We start from the raw sequence: 18,779 nt of genomic DNA, 5'->3' as shown, positions 1-18,779 counted from the left end.
TTTTGATCTTGATCTTGAGAAACAAAATCAAAAGATCGCAGCCTTCGGCAGCTCCTACAGGTGAAATTTGGGGGCAGTTAGAGCCCCGTTTTTTGAGCTGAGGGTTAACCGCGCTGGGTCAGGCCCATCTTTTTGCGGCCCTCTGCCGGGGTCAGCACGCGCGCGCCGAGGCGGCTGAGGATTTCTGTGGCGCGCTCGACCAGTTGGCCATTGGTCGCCAGCACACCTTTGTCCAGCCACAGGTTGTCTTCCAGCCCGACCCGCACGTTGCCGCCGAGCAGCACCGCTTGCGCCGCCATTGGCATCTGCATCCGGCCAATCCCGAACCCGGCCCACACCGCATCCGCCGGCAAGTTATCGACCATGGCTTTCATGGTGGTGGTGTCCGCCGGGGCGCCCCACGGAATGCCCAGGCATAACTGGAACAGCGGGTTATCGAGCAAACCTTCCTTGATCATCTGCTTGGCGAACCACAGGTGACCGGTGTCGAAAATTTCCAGCTCGGCTTTCACGCCCAGCTCGGTGATGCGCTTGGCGCCGGCGCGCAATTGCGCCGGGGTCGAGACGTAAATGGTGTCGCCATCGCCGAAGTTCAGCGTGCCGCAATCGAGGGTGCAGATTTCCGGCAGCAGTTCTTCGACGTGGGCGAGACGGGTCAGCGGGCCGACCAGATCGGTGTTCGGGCCAAACTCCATCGGGTTCTCGCCGGCGCCGATCTCCAGATCGCCGCCCATGCCGGCGGTGAGGTTGACGATGATGTCGACGTCGGCCTCGCGAATGCGCTCCATCACTTCGCGGTACAGCGCCACGTCGCGGCTGAACTTGCCGGTCTGCGGATCGCGCACATGGCAGTGCACAACCGTGGCGCCAGCCTTGGCCGCTTCCACAGCCGCCGCAGCGATTTGTTTCGGGGTGACCGGCACGTGGGGGCTCTTGGCGGTCGTGTCGCCAGCACCGGTGAGTGCGCAGGTGATGATGACGTCGTTGTTCATGGTGCGGTTTCCTTCAGGCGTGATGGGTCTGTCCGCAGCCCTGTTCGGGGCTGCGAAGCGTGGTTCATTTGCCTCTCCCATCTGGGAGAGCGGGTTTTTCAATAGAGGGTTATTTGCTGGTCAGCTGGAGGTTTTCAGCGGCCGGTTTGCCATCGAACGTGGTCACACCCTCAAGCCAGCGCTGCTTGTCTTCGGGGTGATCCTTGAGCCATTGCTTGGCCGATTCGAAAGCATCCTTGTGATCGAGCAGCGGCTGCATCATCCGGCTCTCGTCCTCGGCGGTGAACGTCAGGTTGGTCAGCAGGCGACCAATGTTCGGGCACTGTTCGGCGTATTTCGGCGCGGTGACGGTCCACACCGTGGCCATGCCTTCGTTCGGGCCGAGGGCGTCTTCGCTGCCGGTCAGATACGTCATCTGCACGTTGACGTTCATCGGGTGCGGCGCCCAGCCGAAGAACACCACGGCCTCTTTGCGGCGCACGGCGCGGTCGACGGCAGCGAGCATCCCGGCTTCGCTGGATTCGACCAACTGGAATTTACCGAGGCCGAACTGGTTCTTGGCGATCATTGCCTTGATCTGCGTGTTGGCGCCGGAACCGGGTTCGATGCCGTAGATCTTGCCGCCCAGTTCTTTTTCGAACTTGGCGATGTCGGCGAAGGTTTTCAGGCCTTTGTCCGCCAGGTAAGTCGGCACCGCGAGGGTGGCGCGGGCGTCTTTCAGGCTCGGCGCTTCGAGGACTTTGACCTGATTGGCGTCGACGAACGGGGTAATGGTCTGCGTCATCAACGGGTTCCAGTAACCGAGGAACAGGTCCAGGCGCTGATCGCGGATCCCGGCGAAGATGATTTGCTGGGACGCGCTGGTCTGTTTGGTGTTGTAGCCGAGGCCGTCGAGCAGGACCTGGGTCATGGCACTGGTGGCGATCACGTCGGTCCAGTTGACTACGCCCATGCGCACGTTCTGGCATGAGGCGGGTTCGGCCGCCATGACGCTGGCGCTGAAGAAAGCGGTACCGCTGAATGCAAGAACACAGCTGCTGATCAGTCGTTTCATGTCGGGTTCCTCGGCAGGTCGTTTATTGTGGTTCCCGGCGTCTGACGCGCCGGTGATGCAAAGTTACGCAGCTATGCCCCCGTAAAAGCGCACTGCGGCGACTGGCATTTGCACTGTAGCGACCTGTGCGCTTGAACGCCGACGACAATCGGCGTATCAACGATCCACGCTACCCGCCGACCGAGGGCGCACATGTCCCAGGATTTCTATTTCTTGCTGATGCCGGGGTTCTCCGCCATTGGCTTTATCTCTGCAATTGAACCGCTGCGCGTGGCCAACCGTTTTCGTGGCGAGTTGTATCGCTGGCATGTGCTCAGCGCCGACGGCGGGGCGGTGCTGGCGAGCAATGGCATGTCGGTCAACGCTGATGCGGCGCTTGAGCCGCTGAAGAAAGGCGCGACGCTGCTGGTGGTGGCCGGGTTTGAACCGCTGAAGTTCGCCACGCCAATCCTTGAACACTGGTTGCGGCGGCTGGACAACGAAGGCGTGACCCTCGGCGCCATCGACACCGGCAGCTTCGTCCTTGCTGAGGCGGGCCTGCTTGATGGCCATCGCCTGACCCTGCACTGGGAAGCCATCGATGCCTTCAAGGAATCTTATCCACAACTCAGCGTGACGCAGGAGCTGTTCGAGATCGACCGCCGGCGAATCACCTCGGCCGGCGGTACGGCTTCTATCGATCTAATGCTCGATCTGATCGCCCAGGCCCATGGGCCGCAACTGGCGATTCAGGTCAGCGAGCAATTCGTGCTGGGGCGCATTCGTCCACGCAAAGACCACCAGCGCATGGAAGTCGCCACGCGTTACGGCATCAATAACAAGAAACTGGTACAGGTGATCGGCGAGATGGAGCAGCACAGCGAACCGCCGCTGACTACGCTGCAATTGGCGGAATCGATCAAGGTGACGCGGCGGCAACTGGAGCGCCTGTTCCGGCTGCATTTGAACGATACGCCGAGCAATTTCTATCTGCGGTTGAGGCTGGAAAAGGCCCGGCAACTGTTGCGCCAGACCGACATGAGCGTGCTCGAAGTCAGCATCGCCTGCGGGTTTGAATCACCGTCGTACTTCACCCGCAGCTACCGGGCACGCTTTGCGCGCTGCCCGCGCGAAGACCGGCGTACCGCCCAGGCCTAACATCAAAAGATCGCAGCCTGCGGCAGCTCCTACATGGAAATACATTCCAATGTAGGAGCTGCCGCAGGCTGCGATCTTTTGATCTTACTTCTTCATCAACGCCGAACACGCCGCCTTGTAAGCCTCATGCTGATACTTGTTCAGCGTCCCCGGCAGCTCGAAATTATGCTTCTTCGCCTGCGCATTGATCGTCTGCGGCGACAACAACGTCACCTCGCAACCATCCAGCAACTGCAAAATCCCCTCAATCTTGAACGTCGTCGGCCCGCCGGCAAACTCACCCTTCTTGCTGCGTTTCTTGATCGCAATCCGATCAACCGAGTTCTCCCGCACAAACGACGCCACTTGCGCCGCGAACAGCTTTACGTTGGCCGCCTCGTCATCGTCTTCAAGGGCGATTTTCTTGGTGGCAAGGGGGACGTGGCTCAGGGTCGAACCGTCGAGAGCGGCCACGGCGATGATCGCTTCGCTGCCTTTGATTTCGATGCCGCAGATGTTCATGGGCGAGTGACCTTATGAGCGAATTGGATGGCAGTCATGTTGACGCAGTCGGGCGGTCAAGTCACTTCGCGTCGGCGCCCCAACGGTGCAATACCGCTGGTCGAAAATCGTTGCTGACCTGTAATTTCTGACAGTAGACGCCTTTACGACTGGCGCCTAGCTTGGTTGTCGGCGGATTGGGTCGATTGTCGCCCTTTCCACACCTAACCTCGCTCAAGGGATTGAAGACATGAAGCTGCGCAAGAACATTCGCTCGCTGACCCCAATCGAAAAAGACAACTTCGTCGATGCCTGCCTCCAGCTCAAACAGTCAGGCCAATACGATGAGTATGTGCATCTGCATCACCAGGTCATGAAGCCCACCGTGCTGCCACATGAACCAAACGATCCGAACTACCGCAATGGTGCCCACCGTGGGCCTTCGTTCCTGCCTTGGCACCGCGCGTTTTTGCTGAAGTTCGAAAATGACCTTCAGGCGATTAACCCCTCCATCACGATCCCGTACTGGAACTGGACCGAAGATGCAGCCGATCCGCACAACTCTCCAGTGTGGGCTGAGGATTTTATGGGCGGCAATGGTGTTGAAGGCGATGACTGGCGTGTAGCAACCGGTCGGTTTGCCTATAAACACGGTCAATGGCCGGTTCCCTCCTATCCGGATGACGATTTGCCAGGTCCTGGTTTGAAGCGCCAGTTCGGGCTGGTTGTAAACTCATTGCCGACCCCGGAAGATCTGCAAATGGCTTTGCGCGAAAGTCTTTACGACACCCCGCCTTATGATTCCGGCCCGACTGTGCGCGGCTTCCGAAATCGTCTGGAAGGCTGGATCACCCGGCGCGGTGATCCGCAGGTAACCACTGCGGGTTCACAACTGCATAATCGCGTCCACCTCTGGGTGGGCGGCAATATGTTGCCGATGACCTCTCCAGATGATCCGGTGTTCTTCCTGCATCACTGCTTTGTCGACAAGGTGTGGGCAAACTGGCAGTCACTGATGCTCCAGAGCAACGAACGTTGGGCGCCGCATTACGCGCCGCTGGTTAATGGTCCGAAAGGACATAACTATGATGATGTGCTCGAACCGTTTGCGCAGTCTGCTCGGAATGTGAGCGACATTACTGACTTGGGGTATGAGTACGAGGCGCCACGTCTGATCCTCGATCATGTGAAACCTCGTTCTCCATTTCACGACTGATGCTGGCATCGGGTGGCGGTGTGAATGTCTGGCTTTTGCAGCAGGCAAACACGCCGTTACCGGCTAGAGCTCAAGCTGCTCAGAGCTGATTCCAAAGGCCGCCGCAATCTTTTCGCGAGTTGCTTTTCGTGGCTTGGACACCGTTTCCTGTTGAGCAAACGCCGGTTGCGAAATGCCCATGCGTTTGGCGACTTCTTCCTGAGTCAGGTTTAGGTATTCGCGCCAGGCACGGATCGGTGTCGCTCCGTCGACCATCCGACTGACCACTTCATGGGGAATCAGATCGGGCTGCATTTTCTGCGCGACATATTGCGCATAGGGAATGACCACGAAGGCCGGTTTGCCCTCGGCGTCGTTGATGATTTGGATCTCAGTAGGTGCGTTCATCGCGTTTCTTGACCTCTTGAATACTGACCACTTTGATTGCGCCATCCCAGTCGAACATGACTCGATAATTACCGACACGCAGGCGGTAGGAGTAGTCATGGCCAATCAGTGCTTTGACATTGCCCACATCAGGCATGTCGGCAAGCGCCGTAACGGCATCTCGAACCTGTACCTGATGCACAGAGTGCAATTTCAAGAGTTGCTTAACGGCCTTTCGTGTCCAGTGGATGCTGTTCATGGAAGAATATAAGTCTTTTATAAGATTCGCGAATCTTTGCTTATATTTTTAAGGTGGCCAATCAAGAACAGTTGTCAGGATATTGCGTGAAGCGCCCGTAGATCGGGGCTTTCACGCAATAGGTGTAGGCGAAGTCGGCATGTGCCGTAAGAAGAAGAGATTCACGAGGCAATTGCAGAAAGCAGTGCCAATTTTCCTTCAAATTTTGAGGACTATTCCTGCCCAATCGACTCCAAAAACTCCGACCGTTCATCACTCATCCGCGCCACGCAGTCATTCTGCGCAATCGTGAACGCCTTGCTCCCCGCCGTCGCCGGGAACGCTTCCACGGCGCAATCGGCATCCCGCGTCTTCAGCCACTGCTGCTGGGCGGTTTTGAGTTTGGCGGTGATATCCGCCAGTTGCGTCGCGTTTTTGCCGTACGCGGTCTGCATGCGTTCGGTCAGGCTGGCGTAGTTGTCCTTGAGCAGGTCTTCGGCGGTGCTGCGGCTGTAGGTCGAGCATTCCAGGGTCTGGACGTCGTTTTCGACGGCGTCGCACGGGTTGTTGTCGGACTCTTCGGCGGCGTGTACGCCGGTCGCAATCAAAGCCAAAGCCAGGAAGATCGATTTCATTGTTGTCGCCGCTCTAATCCAGTGGTGTTTCGAAGATGCCGGAGATTCTGGCTCAAGCTTGCGGGCTTGAACAGGTAGCTGATCGGAGCGTCTGGCGACCCTTTGTCGCGGATTGACGCTTTCGGCAATTCCCCTGTCGTTTTTGCACCCGGTCGCCCCGGCACCGAGGCATATGCTGGCCCCAAAGCGCCGGCAGACGATTCGGCGCATGAATCGCCAATAAGGGGACGCCTGATGAGCCCAGCCGAATTACACGCCGACAGCATCGTTATCGACGGTCTGATCATTGCCAAATGGAACCGCGAGCTGTTCGAAGACATGCGCAAGGGCGGTCTGACGGCAGCCAACTGCACTGTGTCGGTGTGGGAAGGCTTTCAGGCGACCGTGAACAATATTGCTGCCAGCCAGAAGCTGATCCGCGAAAACAGCGACCTGGTCATGCCGGTGCGCACCACCGCCGACATCCGCCGCGCCAAAGAGCAAGGCAAGACCGGCATCCTCTTCGGCTTCCAGAATGCTCACGCGTTTGAAGACCAGATCGGCTATGTCGAAGTGTTCAAGCAGCTCGGCGTCGGCATCGTGCAGATGTGCTACAACACCCAGAACCTGGTCGGCACCGGTTGCTACGAGCGTGACGGCGGCCTCTCGGGCTTCGGTCGCGAAATCGTGGCTGAAATGAACCGTGTTGGCGTCATGTGCGACCTGTCCCACGTCGGTTCCAAGACTTCCGAAGAAGTCATCCTCGAATCGAAAAAACCGGTTTGCTATTCCCACTGCCTGCCGTCGGGTCTCAAAGAGCACCCGCGCAACAAGTCCGATGAGGAACTCAAGTTCATCGCTGATCACGGCGGTTTCGTCGGCGTGACCATGTTCGCGCCGTTCCTCGCCAAGGGCATCGATTCGACCATCGACGATTACGCCGAAGCGATCGAATACGTGATGAACATCGTCGGCGAAGACGCCATCGGCATTGGCACCGACTTTACCCAGGGCCACGGTCAGGACTTCTTTGAATACCTGACCCACGACAAGGGTTACGCCCGCCGTCTGACCAGTTTCGGCAAGATCATCAACCCGCTGGGCATCCGCACCGTCGGCGAGTTCCCGAACCTGACCGAAACCCTGCTCAAGCGCGGCCATTCCGAGCGCGTGGTACGCAAGATCATGGGCGAGAACTGGGTCAACGTCCTCAAAGACGTCTGGGGCGAGTAACGCTTTCTCAAGACCGCCGCCGATCTGCTCCCTCTCCCTCTGGGAGAGGGCTGGGGTGAGGGCCGCGGCCAACACTGAATCTAAAATTTTCTGGAGTTAAGTTTCCATGGCCAAGATCGCCCCGCAATTGCCAATCGAAGTCGACAGCGAGACCGGTGTCTGGACCTCCGATGCCCTGCCAATGCTCTACGTGCCACGTCACTTCTTTGTGAATAACCACATGGGCATCGAAGAGGTTCTGGGCGCTGACGCCTACGCCGAAATCCTCTACAAGGCCGGCTACAAATCCGCCTGGCACTGGTGCGAGAAGGAAGCTGAATGCCACGGCCTGGAAGGCGTCGCGGTGTTCGAGCACTACATGAAGCGTCTGTCGCAACGCGGCTGGGGCCTGTTCAAGATCCAGGACATCGACCTCGACAAAGGCACCGCCAGCGTCAAGCTCGAACACTCGGCGTTCGTCTACGTCTACGGCAAGGTCGGGCGCAAGGTCGACTACATGTTCACCGGTTGGTTTGCCGGGGCCATGGACCAGATTCTGCAAGCACGCGGCAGCAGCATCCGCACCGTCGCCGAGCAAGTCTACGGTGGCTCCGAAGAAGGCCACGACGACGGCCTGTTCACCGTCAAGCCGTTGTAAGTCGAGGAACCCGCCATGGCTTTCGAAGCAATGTTCCAGCCGATCCAGATCGGCAAACTGACCATCCGCAACCGCGTGCTCAGCACCGCGCACGCCGAGGTCTACGCGACTGACGGTGGCATGACCACCGAGCGCTACGTCAAATATTACGAAGAGAAAGCCAAGGGCGGCATCGGCCTGGCGATCTGTGGCGGCTCCTCCGTGGTCGCCATCGACAGCCCGCAGCAGTGGTGGAGTTCGGTCAACCTGTCGACCGACCGCATCATCCCGCACTTCCAGAATCTGGCCGACGCCATGCACAAGCACGGCGCCAAGATCATGATTCAGATTACCCACATGGGCCGGCGCTCGCGCTGGGACGGTTTCCACTGGCCGACCCTGATGTCGCCGTCGGGCATCCGTGAACCGGTGCACCGCGCCACGTGCAAAACCATCGAGCCGGAAGAAATCTGGCGGGTCATCGGCAACTATGCCCAAGCCGCACGCCGGGCCAAGGCCGGTGGCCTCGACGGCGTTGAGCTGTCGGCGGTGCACCAGCACATGATCGACCAGTTCTGGAGCCCGCGCGTCAACAAGCGTACCGACGAATGGGGCGGCACCTTCGAAGGCCGGATGAAGTTCGGCCTGGAAGTGCTGAAAGCCGTGCGCGCCGAGGTCGGTGACGACTTCTGCGTGGGCATGCGCATCTGCGGTGACGAGTTCCACCCGGACGGCTTGTCCCACGAAGACATGAAGCAGATCGCCAAGTATTACGACGACACCGGCATGCTCGATTTCATCGGCGTCGTCGGCTCGGGTTGTGACACCCACAACACCTTGGCCAACGTGATTCCGAACATGAGTTATCCACCGGAGCCGTTCTTGCATCTGGCCGCCGGGATCAAAGAAGTGGTGAAGGTGCCGGTGCTGCACGCACAGAACATCAAGGACCCGAACCAGGCCACGCGGATTCTTGAAGGCGGTTACGTCGACATGGTCGGCATGACCCGCGCGCACATCGCTGACCCGCACCTGATCGCCAAGATCAAGATGGGCCAGATCGACCAGATCAAACAGTGCGTCGGCGCCAACTATTGCATCGACCGCCAGTATCAAGGCCTCGACGTGTTGTGCATCCAGAACGCCGCAACGTCCCGTGAGTACATGGGCGTGCCGCACATCATCGAGAAATCCACCGGTCCGAAACGCAAGGTTGTGATCGTCGGTGCCGGCCCGGCCGGGATGGAAGCGGCCCGCGTTGCCGCCGAGCGTGGCCACGACGTGACCCTGTTCGAGAAGAAGGAATTCATCGGCGGGCAGATCACCACCGCGTCGAAAGCGCCGCAGCGCGACCAGATCGCTGGCATCACCCGCTGGTTCCAGCTGGAATTGGCGCGGCTGAAAGTCGATCTGCGGCTGGGCACGGCGGCCGACGCGGACACCATCATGGACCTGCGTCCGGACGTAGTGGTGCTGGCGGTCGGCGGGCATCCGTATCTGGAACAGAACGAGCACTGGGGCGCCGCCGAAGGGCTGGTGGTCAGCAGTTGGGACGTGCTCGACGGCAAGGTTGCGCCGGGCAAGAACGTGCTGGTCTACGACACCATTTGCGAGTTCACCGGGATGTCGGTCGCCGACTTCCTCGCCGACAAGGGCAGCCAGGTCGAGATCGTCACCGACGACATCAAACCGGGTGTGGCCATCGGTGGTACGTCGTTCCCGACCTACTACCGCAGCATGTACCCGAAAGAAGTGATCATGACCGGCGACATGATGCTGGAGAAGGTCTACCGCGAAGGCGACAAACTGGTCGCGGTGCTGGAGAACGAATACACCGGCGCCAAAGAGGAGCGGGTGGTCGATCAGGTGGTGGTGGAAAACGGCGTGCGTCCGGATGAGGAGATCTACTACGCGCTCAAAGAGGGTTCGCGCAACAAGGGCCAGATCGACGTCGAGGCGTTGTTCGCGATCCAGCCACAACCTTCGCTGAGCGAGGCGGGCGACGGCTACTTGTTGTTCCGCATCGGCGACTGCGTGGCGCAGCGCAACACCCACGCCGCGATCTATGACGCCCTGCGGCTCTGCAAGGATTTCTAAGGGCTAGTGAACCGATCGTTCCCACGCTCTGCGTGGGAATGCCGCAATGGACGCTCTGCGTCCGCTTGGGACGCGGAGCGTCCCGGCATGCATTCCCACGCAGAGCGTGGGAACGATCATTGAACGCCGTGTTTCTCCAGGTTGTACTGGTGGGAGCTTCACCATGTTGAACACCCTTCTTCCAATCCTGTTGTTCGCCGCTCTGGGCCTTGGTGTCCTCGGCGCGTTGCGGCGGGTGGCCATGTGGCGCCGGGGCCGGGCCTCGAAGGTCGATCTGATCGGCGGCCTGTTGGCCATGCCCAAGCGTTACATGGTCGATTTGCACCACGTAGTGGCGCGGGACAAATACATTGCCAACACCCACGTCGCGACAGCGGGCGGTGCGGTGGCGTCGATTGTGCTGGCGCTGCTGGTCCACGGTTTCGGCCTGCATAACCGCATCCTCGGTTACGCCTTGCTGCTGATGACGGCGGTGATGTTCGTCGGCGCGATTTTCGTTTACCTACGTCGGCGTAATCCGCCGGCGCGGCTGTCGAAAGGCCCGTGGATGCGCCTGCCGAAAAGCCTGCTGGCGTTCTCGGCGTCGTTCTTTCTGCTGACCCTGCCAGTGGCCGGAATCCTCCCGGAGAACTTTGGCGGCTGGGTGCTCGCGGTCATCCTCGGAATTGGCGTGCTGTGGGGCGTGTCGGAACTGTTCTTCGGCATGACCTGGGGCGGGCCGATGAAACATGCCTTTGCCGGTGCCTTGCACCTGGCCTGGCACCGTCGCGCCGAACGTTTTGGCGGCGGCCGTTCCACCGGTTTGAAGCCGCTGGATCTGAACGATCCGAGCGCACCATTGGGTGTTGAGAAACCCAAGGATTTCACCTGGAACCAGTTGCTCGGTTTCGACGCCTGCGTGCAGTGCGGCAAGTGCGAAGCGGCGTGCCCGGCCTTCGCCGCCGGCCAGCCGCTGAACCCGAAAAAACTGATTCAGGACATGGTCGTCGGCCTCGCTGGCGGTACCGATGCCAAGTTCGCCGGCAGCCCGTATCCGGGCAAACCTGTAGGCGAACATAGCGGTAATCCACATCAACCGATCGTCAACGGCTTGGTCGACGCCGAAACCCTGTGGTCGTGCACTACCTGCCGTGCCTGCGTTGAGGAATGTCCGATGATGATCGAGCACGTCGACGCCATCGTCGACATGCGCCGTCACCTGACCCTGGAAAAAGGCGCGACGCCGAACAAGGGCGCCGAAGTCCTCGAAAATCTGATTGCCACCGACAACCCTGGCGGATTTGCACCAGGCGGGCGGATGAACTGGGCGGCGGACCTGAACCTCAACCTGCTCAGCGAAAAGAAATCCACCGACGTGCTGTTCTGGGTCGGCGACGGCGCATTCGACATGCGCAACCAGCGCACCTTGCGCGCGTTCGTCAAAGTGCTGAAAGCGGCGAAAATCGACTTTGCCGTGCTCGGCCTCGAAGAGCGTGACAGCGGCGACGTGGCCCGCCGTCTGGGCGATGAAGCGACCTTTCAGTTGCTCGCCAAGCGCAACATCCAGACCCTGGCCAAATACAGCTTCAACCGCATCGTTACCTGCGATCCGCATAGCTTCCATGTGTTGAAAAACGAGTACGGCGCGTTCGACGGCAACTACCTGGTGCAGCACCACAGCACCTACATGGCGGAAATCATCCAGGCCGGCGCGCTCAACCTCGGGCAGCACAAAGGCAACAGCGTGACCTATCACGATCCGTGCTACCTCGGCCGCTACAACGGCGAGTATGAGGCGCCGCGTGAAGTGCTGCGTGCGCTCGGTATTGAAGTCAAAGAGATGCAACGTTCCGGCTTCCGTTCGCGCTGCTGCGGTGGCGGTGGCGGCGCACCGATCACTGACATTCCGGGCAAGCAGCGGATTCCCGATATGCGCATGGAAGACATCCGCGAGACCGGCGCCGAACTGGTGGCGGTGGGTTGTCCACAGTGCACGGCGATGCTCGAAGGCGTGGTCGAACCGCGTCCGCTGATCAAGGACATTGCCGAACTGGTCGCCGACGCGCTGCTTGAAGACGCCGCGCCGAGCAAGCCTGCGACCCCGGCCAAACGTGAACCTGCGGAGGCCCACTGATGAGCGACATTATCCGCCGCGACCCGCGCGCCGAATGGATTGCGCGTAACCGTCTGCACCCGTTGCATGCGGCGATGCAACCGGCGCAACACAGCTGGATGGGGCCGAATGGCGTCATCCGCAAGAATCTGCACGGCATCGGTTTTATCGGCCCCAATGGCATCAAACGGATCGACCGCAGCGGCGCGCAACAGGGCGGGGCGGTCAAACGTACCGCTGCTGTGGAAGTGCAATTGCCGCTGCATCAGGTGCCGGCCCCGGCGTTCTATATCAGCGTGGTGCCGGACATGGTCGGCGGCCGCTTGAGCAGTCACGATCGTGACTTGCTTGGCCTCGCTCATCAACTCGCTGGCACTGATGGTGCGGTGTTGGCGGTGGTCTTTGGCGAGCACAAGGAAAACGCTTTCGCTACCGCAGGCGTCGATCGCTTGCTGGTACTCGAAGGTGAGGAATTCAGCGGTTATGCACCGGAGCAACGGGTGCAAGGTTTGCGCGCTGTGGATAACCAGTTCAATCCACGTCACTGGCTGCTGCCCGACAGTCGCAGCGGTGGCGGTGAACTCGGTCGACGTTTTGCCGCTGCACTTGGCGAGCGTCCGGCGACGCGGGTCTGGCAGGTCAAGGATCAGGAGTGCATTGGCCGCGCGGGCGCCGGGCTGCAAGACCTCGCGCGTCCCGTCGCACGATTGATTCTGGCTGCGGCCGAATGCGCCGAGCCGGTCAGCGAAACTCGCCACGAAGCGTTGCCGGTGGAGTTATCCACAAGCGTCGCGCGCAGCCTGTCGCGGATCGAAGATCTCGGTGCGGTGGCGGTGGACCCGGCAGCGATTCCGATGGCCGAAGCGGAGTTCATTTTCTCCGGCGGCAACGGCGTCAAGGACTGGGCACTGTTTCACGAAACGGCCGCAGCACTTGGCGCCACCGAAGGCGCCTCGCGGGTTGCGGTGGACGATGGCTTCATGGCCCGTGATCGCCAGGTCGGTGCGTCCGGCACCTGGGTCACCGCACGGGTTTATGTGGCTGTGGGTATCTCCGGCGCAATCCAGCATCTGCAAGGCATCGGCGCCTGCGACAAGGTCGTGGCAATCAACCTCGATCCGGGTTGCGACATGATCAAGCGCGCTGACCTCTCGGTGATCGGCGAGAGCGCAGAGATTCTGCGAGCGCTGATCGAAGCGGTCGCGGCTTACCGCAACGAAGCCAAGCGCGATGCGGCTTAAGGAAACGCTATGAACACGAAAGTTATCAGTCTGGTTTCCATCGGCGCCCACCCGACTTCGGGCCGGCCACGTCGCGCCGACCAGGACGCGCGCGCCGTGGAACTGGGCCTGCAACTGGCTGGGGATAACCTGCAAGTGCTGCATGCCGGCGACGTCGCGGAACCGGCGTTGCGCGCCTATCTGGGCATGGGTCTTGAGCAGATGCATGTATTGGAACAGCCCGCCGGTGCTGATGCCTTGCCGGCGCTGACCGCGTATCTGCGTGATGCCGGGGCGCAAGTGGTGTTGACCGGCAGTCAGGCGGAAACCGGTGAAGGTTCGGGGATGTTGCCGTTCCTGCTGGCGGAAGGTCTGGGCTGGCCGTTGGTGGTCGGGCTGGCGCAGGTCGAGTCGATCAATGACGGTTCGGCGCTGGTGCTGCAAGCGTTGCCGCGTGGGCAGCGGCGCCGGTTGAAGGTGAAGCTGCCGTTTCTGGCGACTGTGGATAACGCTGCGCCGAAGCCTCGGCAGAGTGCTTATGGTCCGGCGCGGCGCGGGGTCTTGCAGGCTGACGACGTCGAAGTGGTGGACGATGAACTGTTGTCGGTGGCTACTTTGCAGGCGGCCAAACCGCGGCCGAAACGCTTGAAGGTGATCAAGGCCAAAAGCGGAGCGGACCGGATGAAGGCCGCGACGGCCAAGGCCAGTGGCGGCGGTGGGCAGGTGCTCAAAGGTGTTACCGCACAGGCTGGCGCTGAAGCGATCCTCAAGCTGCTGCTTGAAGAAGGTGTGGTTCGCTGAAAAGCCCCTCACCCTAGCCCTCTCCCAGAGGGAGAGGGGACCTACGGTGGCGTGCTCAAGCGTTACATCGACCTGAAAGATCTGCGCGAACTCAGGTTTGGCCAAGCTAAGGACACCGCAAAGTCGCATGTCGCTGCACTTTTCCAATACACCTCGGTCGGCTCCCTCTCCCGGAGGGAGAGGGCTGGGGAGAGGGCTGGGGTGAGGGGGAGTGTTTACCCACAATCCCTGTTGGCGGAACTGTGGATAACGTGTTCGCCCCTCTCTGCACCCCACGTCAATCAAGCCCTACAGCTCTTCGATCAAAAAACAACCAGCCTAAGTCACGGATTTTCTGGGCTTTTTATCTTGGATAACTGAATAAGTTGCCCCCAATCTCTGTTGGCGCTTCTGTGGATAAGATGTTCGCTATCCGCTGAGGACCATACAAACCGTGGCTTTCGAAGGGATGATCAAAAAACAGTCAATTCGTCAGTTTCCGGACTCAATTCCCGCGCAAACCTCGATTTCACACAGCCTCCAACGCTTTTCCACAGACAAGGCAAAGTTACCCCCGAACTCTGTTGGCGCTTCTGTGGATAACGTGTTCGCCATCCGCTACAGGCCATGAAAAACGTGGCTTACGAAGATTTGATCAAAAAGCAACCAATGCGTCTGGCAAACCGTCCTTCTGGATAAGTCACGATATTTCTTCACAAATCAGTCAGTTATTTTCCGAATCATCCACAGTTACCCCCATTTGCTGTGGGTGGTTATGTGGATAACTTGTTTGCCAAACTCCGCAAGCCCCGGTGCGCATAGTCCAAACGGTAATTGATCAGATTTCATACAGTTCTAAGGCGTTGCCTTGACTTCGATTCCTGCGCTGTCTTCACTGCAATGGCACAAGGACAGCCGTCACTTATCCACATCAGGTTCTGGGAGAACGCATGATGGATAGTCAGCCGCACCGCCCCCCGCCTTCGCAACGCAAGCGCACGCTCCGGCGCGCCGCCAATCAGCACGCTCGCCTGTAGCGCGCCACACCCGCCAGACCGCTGTGCTGTCGCCGGACTTGATCCGGTGGCCAGGTGCCCGTTCGCCCATTGATTGCAGGCAACCGCAGAGTTGCCCCATCTGCCTGATTAGAGGATGCACCCCATGACACGGATCGCAACGCCCATCAGCGAGATCAAGGAACACTACGATGTGATTGTTATCGGTTCAGGCTACGGCGGCGGCATTGCTGCCTCGCGCCTGTCCCGTGCCGGCAAACGTGTGTGCCTGCTCGAACGCGGTCGGGAAATCCAGCCCGGCGAATACCCCAACACCATGATTGCCGCCACCGAAGAACTGCAGGTGCATGACCCGGATGGCCATATCGGCTCGCGCACCGGGCTGTTCGATTTACACGTCAACGCCCAGCAAAACGTTGTGGTCGGTTGCGGCCTCGGCGGCACGTCGCTGATTAATGCCAACGTTGCCCTCGAGCCGGAGCCTGGCGTGTTCGATGATCCGCGCTGGCCGCAAGCGGTGCGTGAACACCGCGACACGCTGCTCAAGGACGGTTACGCCCGCGCCCGCGAGATGCTCAAACCCAATCCCTATCCGAGCACTGCACCAAATCTGCCGAAACTCGACGCCAACAAGAAATCGGCGGACTACCTCAAGCAAGGTGCACATTTCTACAAGCCGCCGATCAACGTGACCTTCGACAAACTGCCGAACAACCTCAACCATGTCGGCGTCGAGCAACTGCCGTGCAACCAGTGCGGCGACTGCGTTTCGGGCTGTAACAACAAGGCCAAGAACACCACGTTGATGAACTATCTGCCGGACGCCTGGAACCATGGCACGGAGATTTTCTGTCAGACCGAAGTGCGCCATCTGGAGCGTAATGGCGACGGCTGGATCGTGCATTTCCAGTACCTCGACAGTGGGCGGGAGATGTTCAGCGCGCCGACGTTGTTCGTGAAGGCCGATATCGTTGTGGTCTCCGCCGGCACGCTTGGCTCGACCGAAATCCTCCTGCGTTCGCGTGACAAAGGCGTGGTGATGTCCGGCCAGCTCGGCGAGAACATGAGCGGCAACGGCGACATCCTCGGCTTCGGCCACAACTGCGAGCAAACCATCAACGGCATCGGTTTCGGCGCGCACCCGGCCAAGGAGCTGCACCCGGTCGGTCCGTGCATCACCTCGGTGATCGACATGCGTACCGAGGGCGACTGGCGCAGCCGCATGGTCATCGAAGAAGGCTCGATCCCCGGCGCGCTCGGTCGGCCGATGGTGCCGGCGATGGCCGGGTTTGCCGAGATGATCGGCGTCGCCACCGATGACAGCTTCAGCGGCAAGGTCAAATACAAGGAGCGCGAAGCCGAAAGCTTTCTGCGCGGCCCGTATTACGGCGCACTGCACAACATGCAGACCTACCTGATCATGAGCCACGACAGTGGCCAGGGGCGGATGATCCTCGACAGCAAGGATCAACTGCGCATCGACTGGCCGGGCGTTGGCGAGCAGGAGAACTTCAAGCTCGGCAACGAACGGTTGCAGCAGAGCACCAAGGCACTGGGTGGCGTGTGGGTGGAGAATCCGATCTGGACCAAACTGCTCAAGCACAGCATCGTCTCGGTGCACCCGTTGGGCGGTTGCGTGATGGGCGAAGACGCGGCGCAAGGCGTGGTCAATCACAAGGGGCAGGTGTTCAGCGGTGCCAGCGGCACGGATGTTTACGCTAATTTGTACGTGACTGACGGGGCGGTGATTCCGACGTCGCTGGCGGTCAATCCGCTGCTGACCATTTCCGCCGTCAGCGAGCGCAACATGGGCCTGCTCGCCGCCGACCGAGGCTGGCAGATCGACTACACGCTGCCTTCTGCGCCGCGCAAACCGGTGGCGCCGCCAACCCTCGGCGTGCAGTTCACCGAAACCATGAAGGGCTATTTCTCTCGCGCCTTCACCGCGGCGCAAAGCACCGATCTGAAAGTCTACGAAGCAGCGGCCAAGCGCGGTGAGGCGGACAATTCGCCGATTGATTTCACTCTGACCATCACCGCCAACGACATGAACCGGATGATCAAGGAGCCGGAACACGCGGCGACCATCGTCGGCACGGTGATCGCCCCGGCACTGTCGCCCAAACCGCTGACCGCCAGTAATGGCGTGTTCAACCTGTTCGAGCAATTCGAGCAACAGGTCGATACGCGCCACATGAAATACGACATGAAACTGACCGCCGAGGACGGTAACGACTATTTCTTCAGCGCCTTCAAAACCGTGCCGGAAGACAACGGCGTGCTGAATATCTGGCACGACACCAGCACGCTGTACGTGACGCTGTATCGCGGGCCGGACAAGACCGGTGAGGTGATCGGCTCCGGGGTGATGCACATTCATCCGACCGATTTCGCCAAGCAGATGACCACCATGAAAGTGCTCAATGCGCGTAACGAACGTGAGCGCATTGAAGGGCTGGCGCGGTTTGGCAAGTTCTTCGCCGGGATTCTCTGGGAAAGTTACGGCGGCGTGTTTGCCGGCGATATCTACTTCAACCCGGATGCGCCGCCACGCTTGAAGCGGCCACTGGATGCGCCGACACCGGCGGTGCATTTCTTCCCCACCGAGGACGGTGTCGAGTTGCGTCTGACCCGTTATCAGGCCGGCAGCAAAGGCCCGGTGATGCTGGTGCATGGTTTGGGCGTGGGCTCGAATATCTTTTCCACCGACACCATCCAGACCAACCTGCTCGAATTCCTGTGCAAACACGACTACGACGTGTGGTTGCTGGATTTCCGCGTGAGCATTCTGTTGCCGGCGAGCAAGAAGGAATGGAACGGCGACCAGATCGCCCAATACGACTTCAAGGCTGCCATCGCGCAGATTCAGCAGCAAACTCAGGCCAAAGATGTGCAGTGCGTGGTGCATTGCTACGGCGCGACGACATTCTTCATGTCGCTGCTCGCCGGATTGCAGGGCGTGCGTTCGGTGGTCTGCTCGCAGATTGCCGCTGACACCGTGGTCGCCACTGCCACAGGGTTGAAGGCCGGATTGCACCTGCCGGGCATGCTCGATGCGATCGGCATCAAGTCGATGACCGCTTACGCCGACAGCAAGGAGAACTGGTTCAACAAACTTTACGACAAGGCCCTCAACGGCTACGCGCGGATCGAGGCGCAGGGTTATTGCACCAACCCGGTGTGCCACCGCATCACTTTCATGTATGCGTCGCTGTATCGCCACGACACCCTCAACGAAACCCTGCACGACAACCTGCACGAGCTGTTCGGCGAGTCGAACATCGAGACGTTTGAGCATCTGGCGCTGATCGTGCGCAAAGGGCATCTGGTGGATTTCAAAGGCAACGATGTGTACATGCCGCACTTTGATCGGCTGACCATGCCGATCTGCTTTATCAGCGGTGCCGACAACCAGTGTTACCTGCCGGAAAGCACCCTCAAGACCTACCAGCGTTTGTGCGACATGCACGGGCCAGAGCGTTACAGCCGACAAGTGGTGCCGGGCTACGGCCACATCGACTGCATGTTCGGCAAGAACGCGGTGGTCGATGTGTATCCGATCATCCTTGAGCACCTGGAGAAAACCGCCCTCGGGTAGTCACTGATCGTTCCCACGTCGAGGCGTCGA

The 18,779-nt window shown here is 60.0% G+C and carries 15 protein-coding genes; 9 read left to right on the top strand and 6 right to left on the bottom strand.

Annotated elements, in window-relative coordinates; all coding sequences use genetic code 11:
• Positions 1-104 precede the first annotated feature (104 nt).
• Positions 105-992: a 3-keto-5-aminohexanoate cleavage protein gene (locus PMI23_RS05655; RefSeq protein ID WP_007911273.1), complete on the bottom strand. Its 888-nt coding sequence runs from the start codon at positions 990-992 to the stop codon at positions 105-107.
• Between the two features lie 109 nt (positions 993-1,101).
• Positions 1,102-2,046 carry a choline ABC transporter substrate-binding protein gene (locus PMI23_RS05650; RefSeq protein ID WP_007911271.1) on the bottom strand — a complete coding sequence of 315 codons (945 nt, stop codon included), beginning with the start codon at positions 2,044-2,046 and terminating at the stop codon, positions 1,102-1,104.
• A gap of 192 nt (positions 2,047-2,238) precedes the next feature.
• On the opposite strand from PMI23_RS05650, the gene PMI23_RS05645 reads away from it, so the two are divergent.
• A complete protein-coding gene (locus PMI23_RS05645) occupies positions 2,239-3,183 on the top strand; it encodes a GlxA family transcriptional regulator (RefSeq protein ID WP_007911268.1) in 945 nt (314 codons plus the stop codon).
• An 84-nt stretch (positions 3,184-3,267) separates the two neighbouring features.
• On the opposite strand, the gene PMI23_RS05640 is transcribed toward PMI23_RS05645, so the two are convergent.
• A complete protein-coding gene (locus PMI23_RS05640) occupies positions 3,268-3,684 on the bottom strand; it encodes a DUF3010 family protein (protein WP_007911266.1) in 417 nt (138 codons plus the stop codon).
• Positions 3,685-3,913: 229 nt separating this feature from the next.
• Here PMI23_RS05640 and PMI23_RS05635 point away from each other — a divergent pair, with 229 nt between their 5' ends.
• On the top strand, positions 3,914-4,879 hold the full coding sequence (locus PMI23_RS05635) for a tyrosinase family protein (protein WP_007911263.1): 966 nt from the start codon (positions 3,914-3,916) through the stop codon (positions 4,877-4,879).
• Positions 4,880-4,942: 63 nt separating this feature from the next.
• Here the strand turns inward: PMI23_RS05635 and PMI23_RS05630 are convergent, their stop codons facing one another.
• The 3 genes from PMI23_RS05630 to PMI23_RS05620 form a co-directional block, all read right to left on the bottom strand.
• Positions 4,943-5,266, bottom strand: a complete 324-nt coding sequence (locus tag PMI23_RS05630; protein WP_007911261.1) for a helix-turn-helix domain-containing protein — start codon at positions 5,264-5,266, stop codon at positions 4,943-4,945.
• Complete coding sequence (locus PMI23_RS05625; RefSeq protein WP_007911254.1) at positions 5,250-5,504, bottom strand: type II toxin-antitoxin system RelE family toxin; 255 nt, start codon at positions 5,502-5,504, stop codon at positions 5,250-5,252. Before PMI23_RS05625 ends, PMI23_RS05630 begins: the two co-directional genes overlap by 17 nt.
• 212 nt (positions 5,505-5,716) lie before the next feature.
• Entirely contained in the window at positions 5,717-6,118 is a 402-nt protein-coding gene (locus PMI23_RS05620) for a lysozyme inhibitor LprI family protein (RefSeq protein ID WP_007911252.1), read from the bottom strand.
• Between the two features lie 234 nt (positions 6,119-6,352).
• On the opposite strand from PMI23_RS05620, the gene PMI23_RS05615 reads away from it, so the two are divergent.
• The 7 genes from PMI23_RS05615 to PMI23_RS05580 all read left to right on the top strand — a co-directional run bounded on the left by PMI23_RS05615 (position 6,353) and on the right by PMI23_RS05580 (position 18,749).
• The gene (locus PMI23_RS05615; RefSeq protein WP_007911246.1) at positions 6,353-7,330 is read left to right on the top strand and encodes a dipeptidase; all 978 of its coding nucleotides are present in this window, start codon (positions 6,353-6,355) and stop codon (positions 7,328-7,330) included.
• A gap of 106 nt (positions 7,331-7,436) precedes the next feature.
• On the top strand, positions 7,437-7,967 hold the full coding sequence (locus PMI23_RS05610) for a DUF5943 domain-containing protein (protein ID WP_007907543.1): 531 nt from the start codon (positions 7,437-7,439) through the stop codon (positions 7,965-7,967).
• A 15-nt stretch (positions 7,968-7,982) separates the two neighbouring features.
• Positions 7,983-10,043, top strand: a complete 2,061-nt coding sequence (gene dgcA / locus PMI23_RS05605; protein ID WP_007911244.1) for a dimethylglycine demethylation protein DgcA — start codon at positions 7,983-7,985, stop codon at positions 10,041-10,043.
• Positions 10,044-10,206: 163 nt separating this feature from the next.
• Positions 10,207-12,156: a dimethylglycine demethylation protein DgcB gene (gene dgcB / locus PMI23_RS05600; protein ID WP_007911241.1), complete on the top strand. Its 1,950-nt coding sequence runs from the start codon at positions 10,207-10,209 to the stop codon at positions 12,154-12,156.
• Entirely contained in the window at positions 12,156-13,376 is a 1,221-nt protein-coding gene (etfA, locus tag PMI23_RS05595) for an electron transfer flavoprotein subunit alpha (protein WP_007911238.1), read from the top strand. The genes dgcB and etfA overlap by 1 nt, the downstream gene beginning before the upstream one ends.
• 9 nt (positions 13,377-13,385) lie before the next feature.
• Positions 13,386-14,156, top strand: a complete 771-nt coding sequence (gene etfB, locus PMI23_RS05590; RefSeq protein WP_007911237.1) for an electron transfer flavoprotein subunit beta — start codon at positions 13,386-13,388, stop codon at positions 14,154-14,156.
• Positions 14,157-15,296: 1,140 nt separating this feature from the next.
• The gene (locus PMI23_RS05580) at positions 15,297-18,749 is read left to right on the top strand and encodes a GMC family oxidoreductase (protein WP_007911235.1); all 3,453 of its coding nucleotides are present in this window, start codon (positions 15,297-15,299) and stop codon (positions 18,747-18,749) included.
• The last annotated feature ends 30 nt before the right edge of the window (positions 18,750-18,779 follow it).

The organism is Pseudomonas sp. GM24 (assembly GCF_000282235.1).
GTDB lineage: Bacteria > Pseudomonadota > Gammaproteobacteria > Pseudomonadales > Pseudomonadaceae > Aquipseudomonas.
Note: the sequence above shows the minus strand (reverse complement) of the source record. Positions and strands in the feature narration are given on the sequence as shown.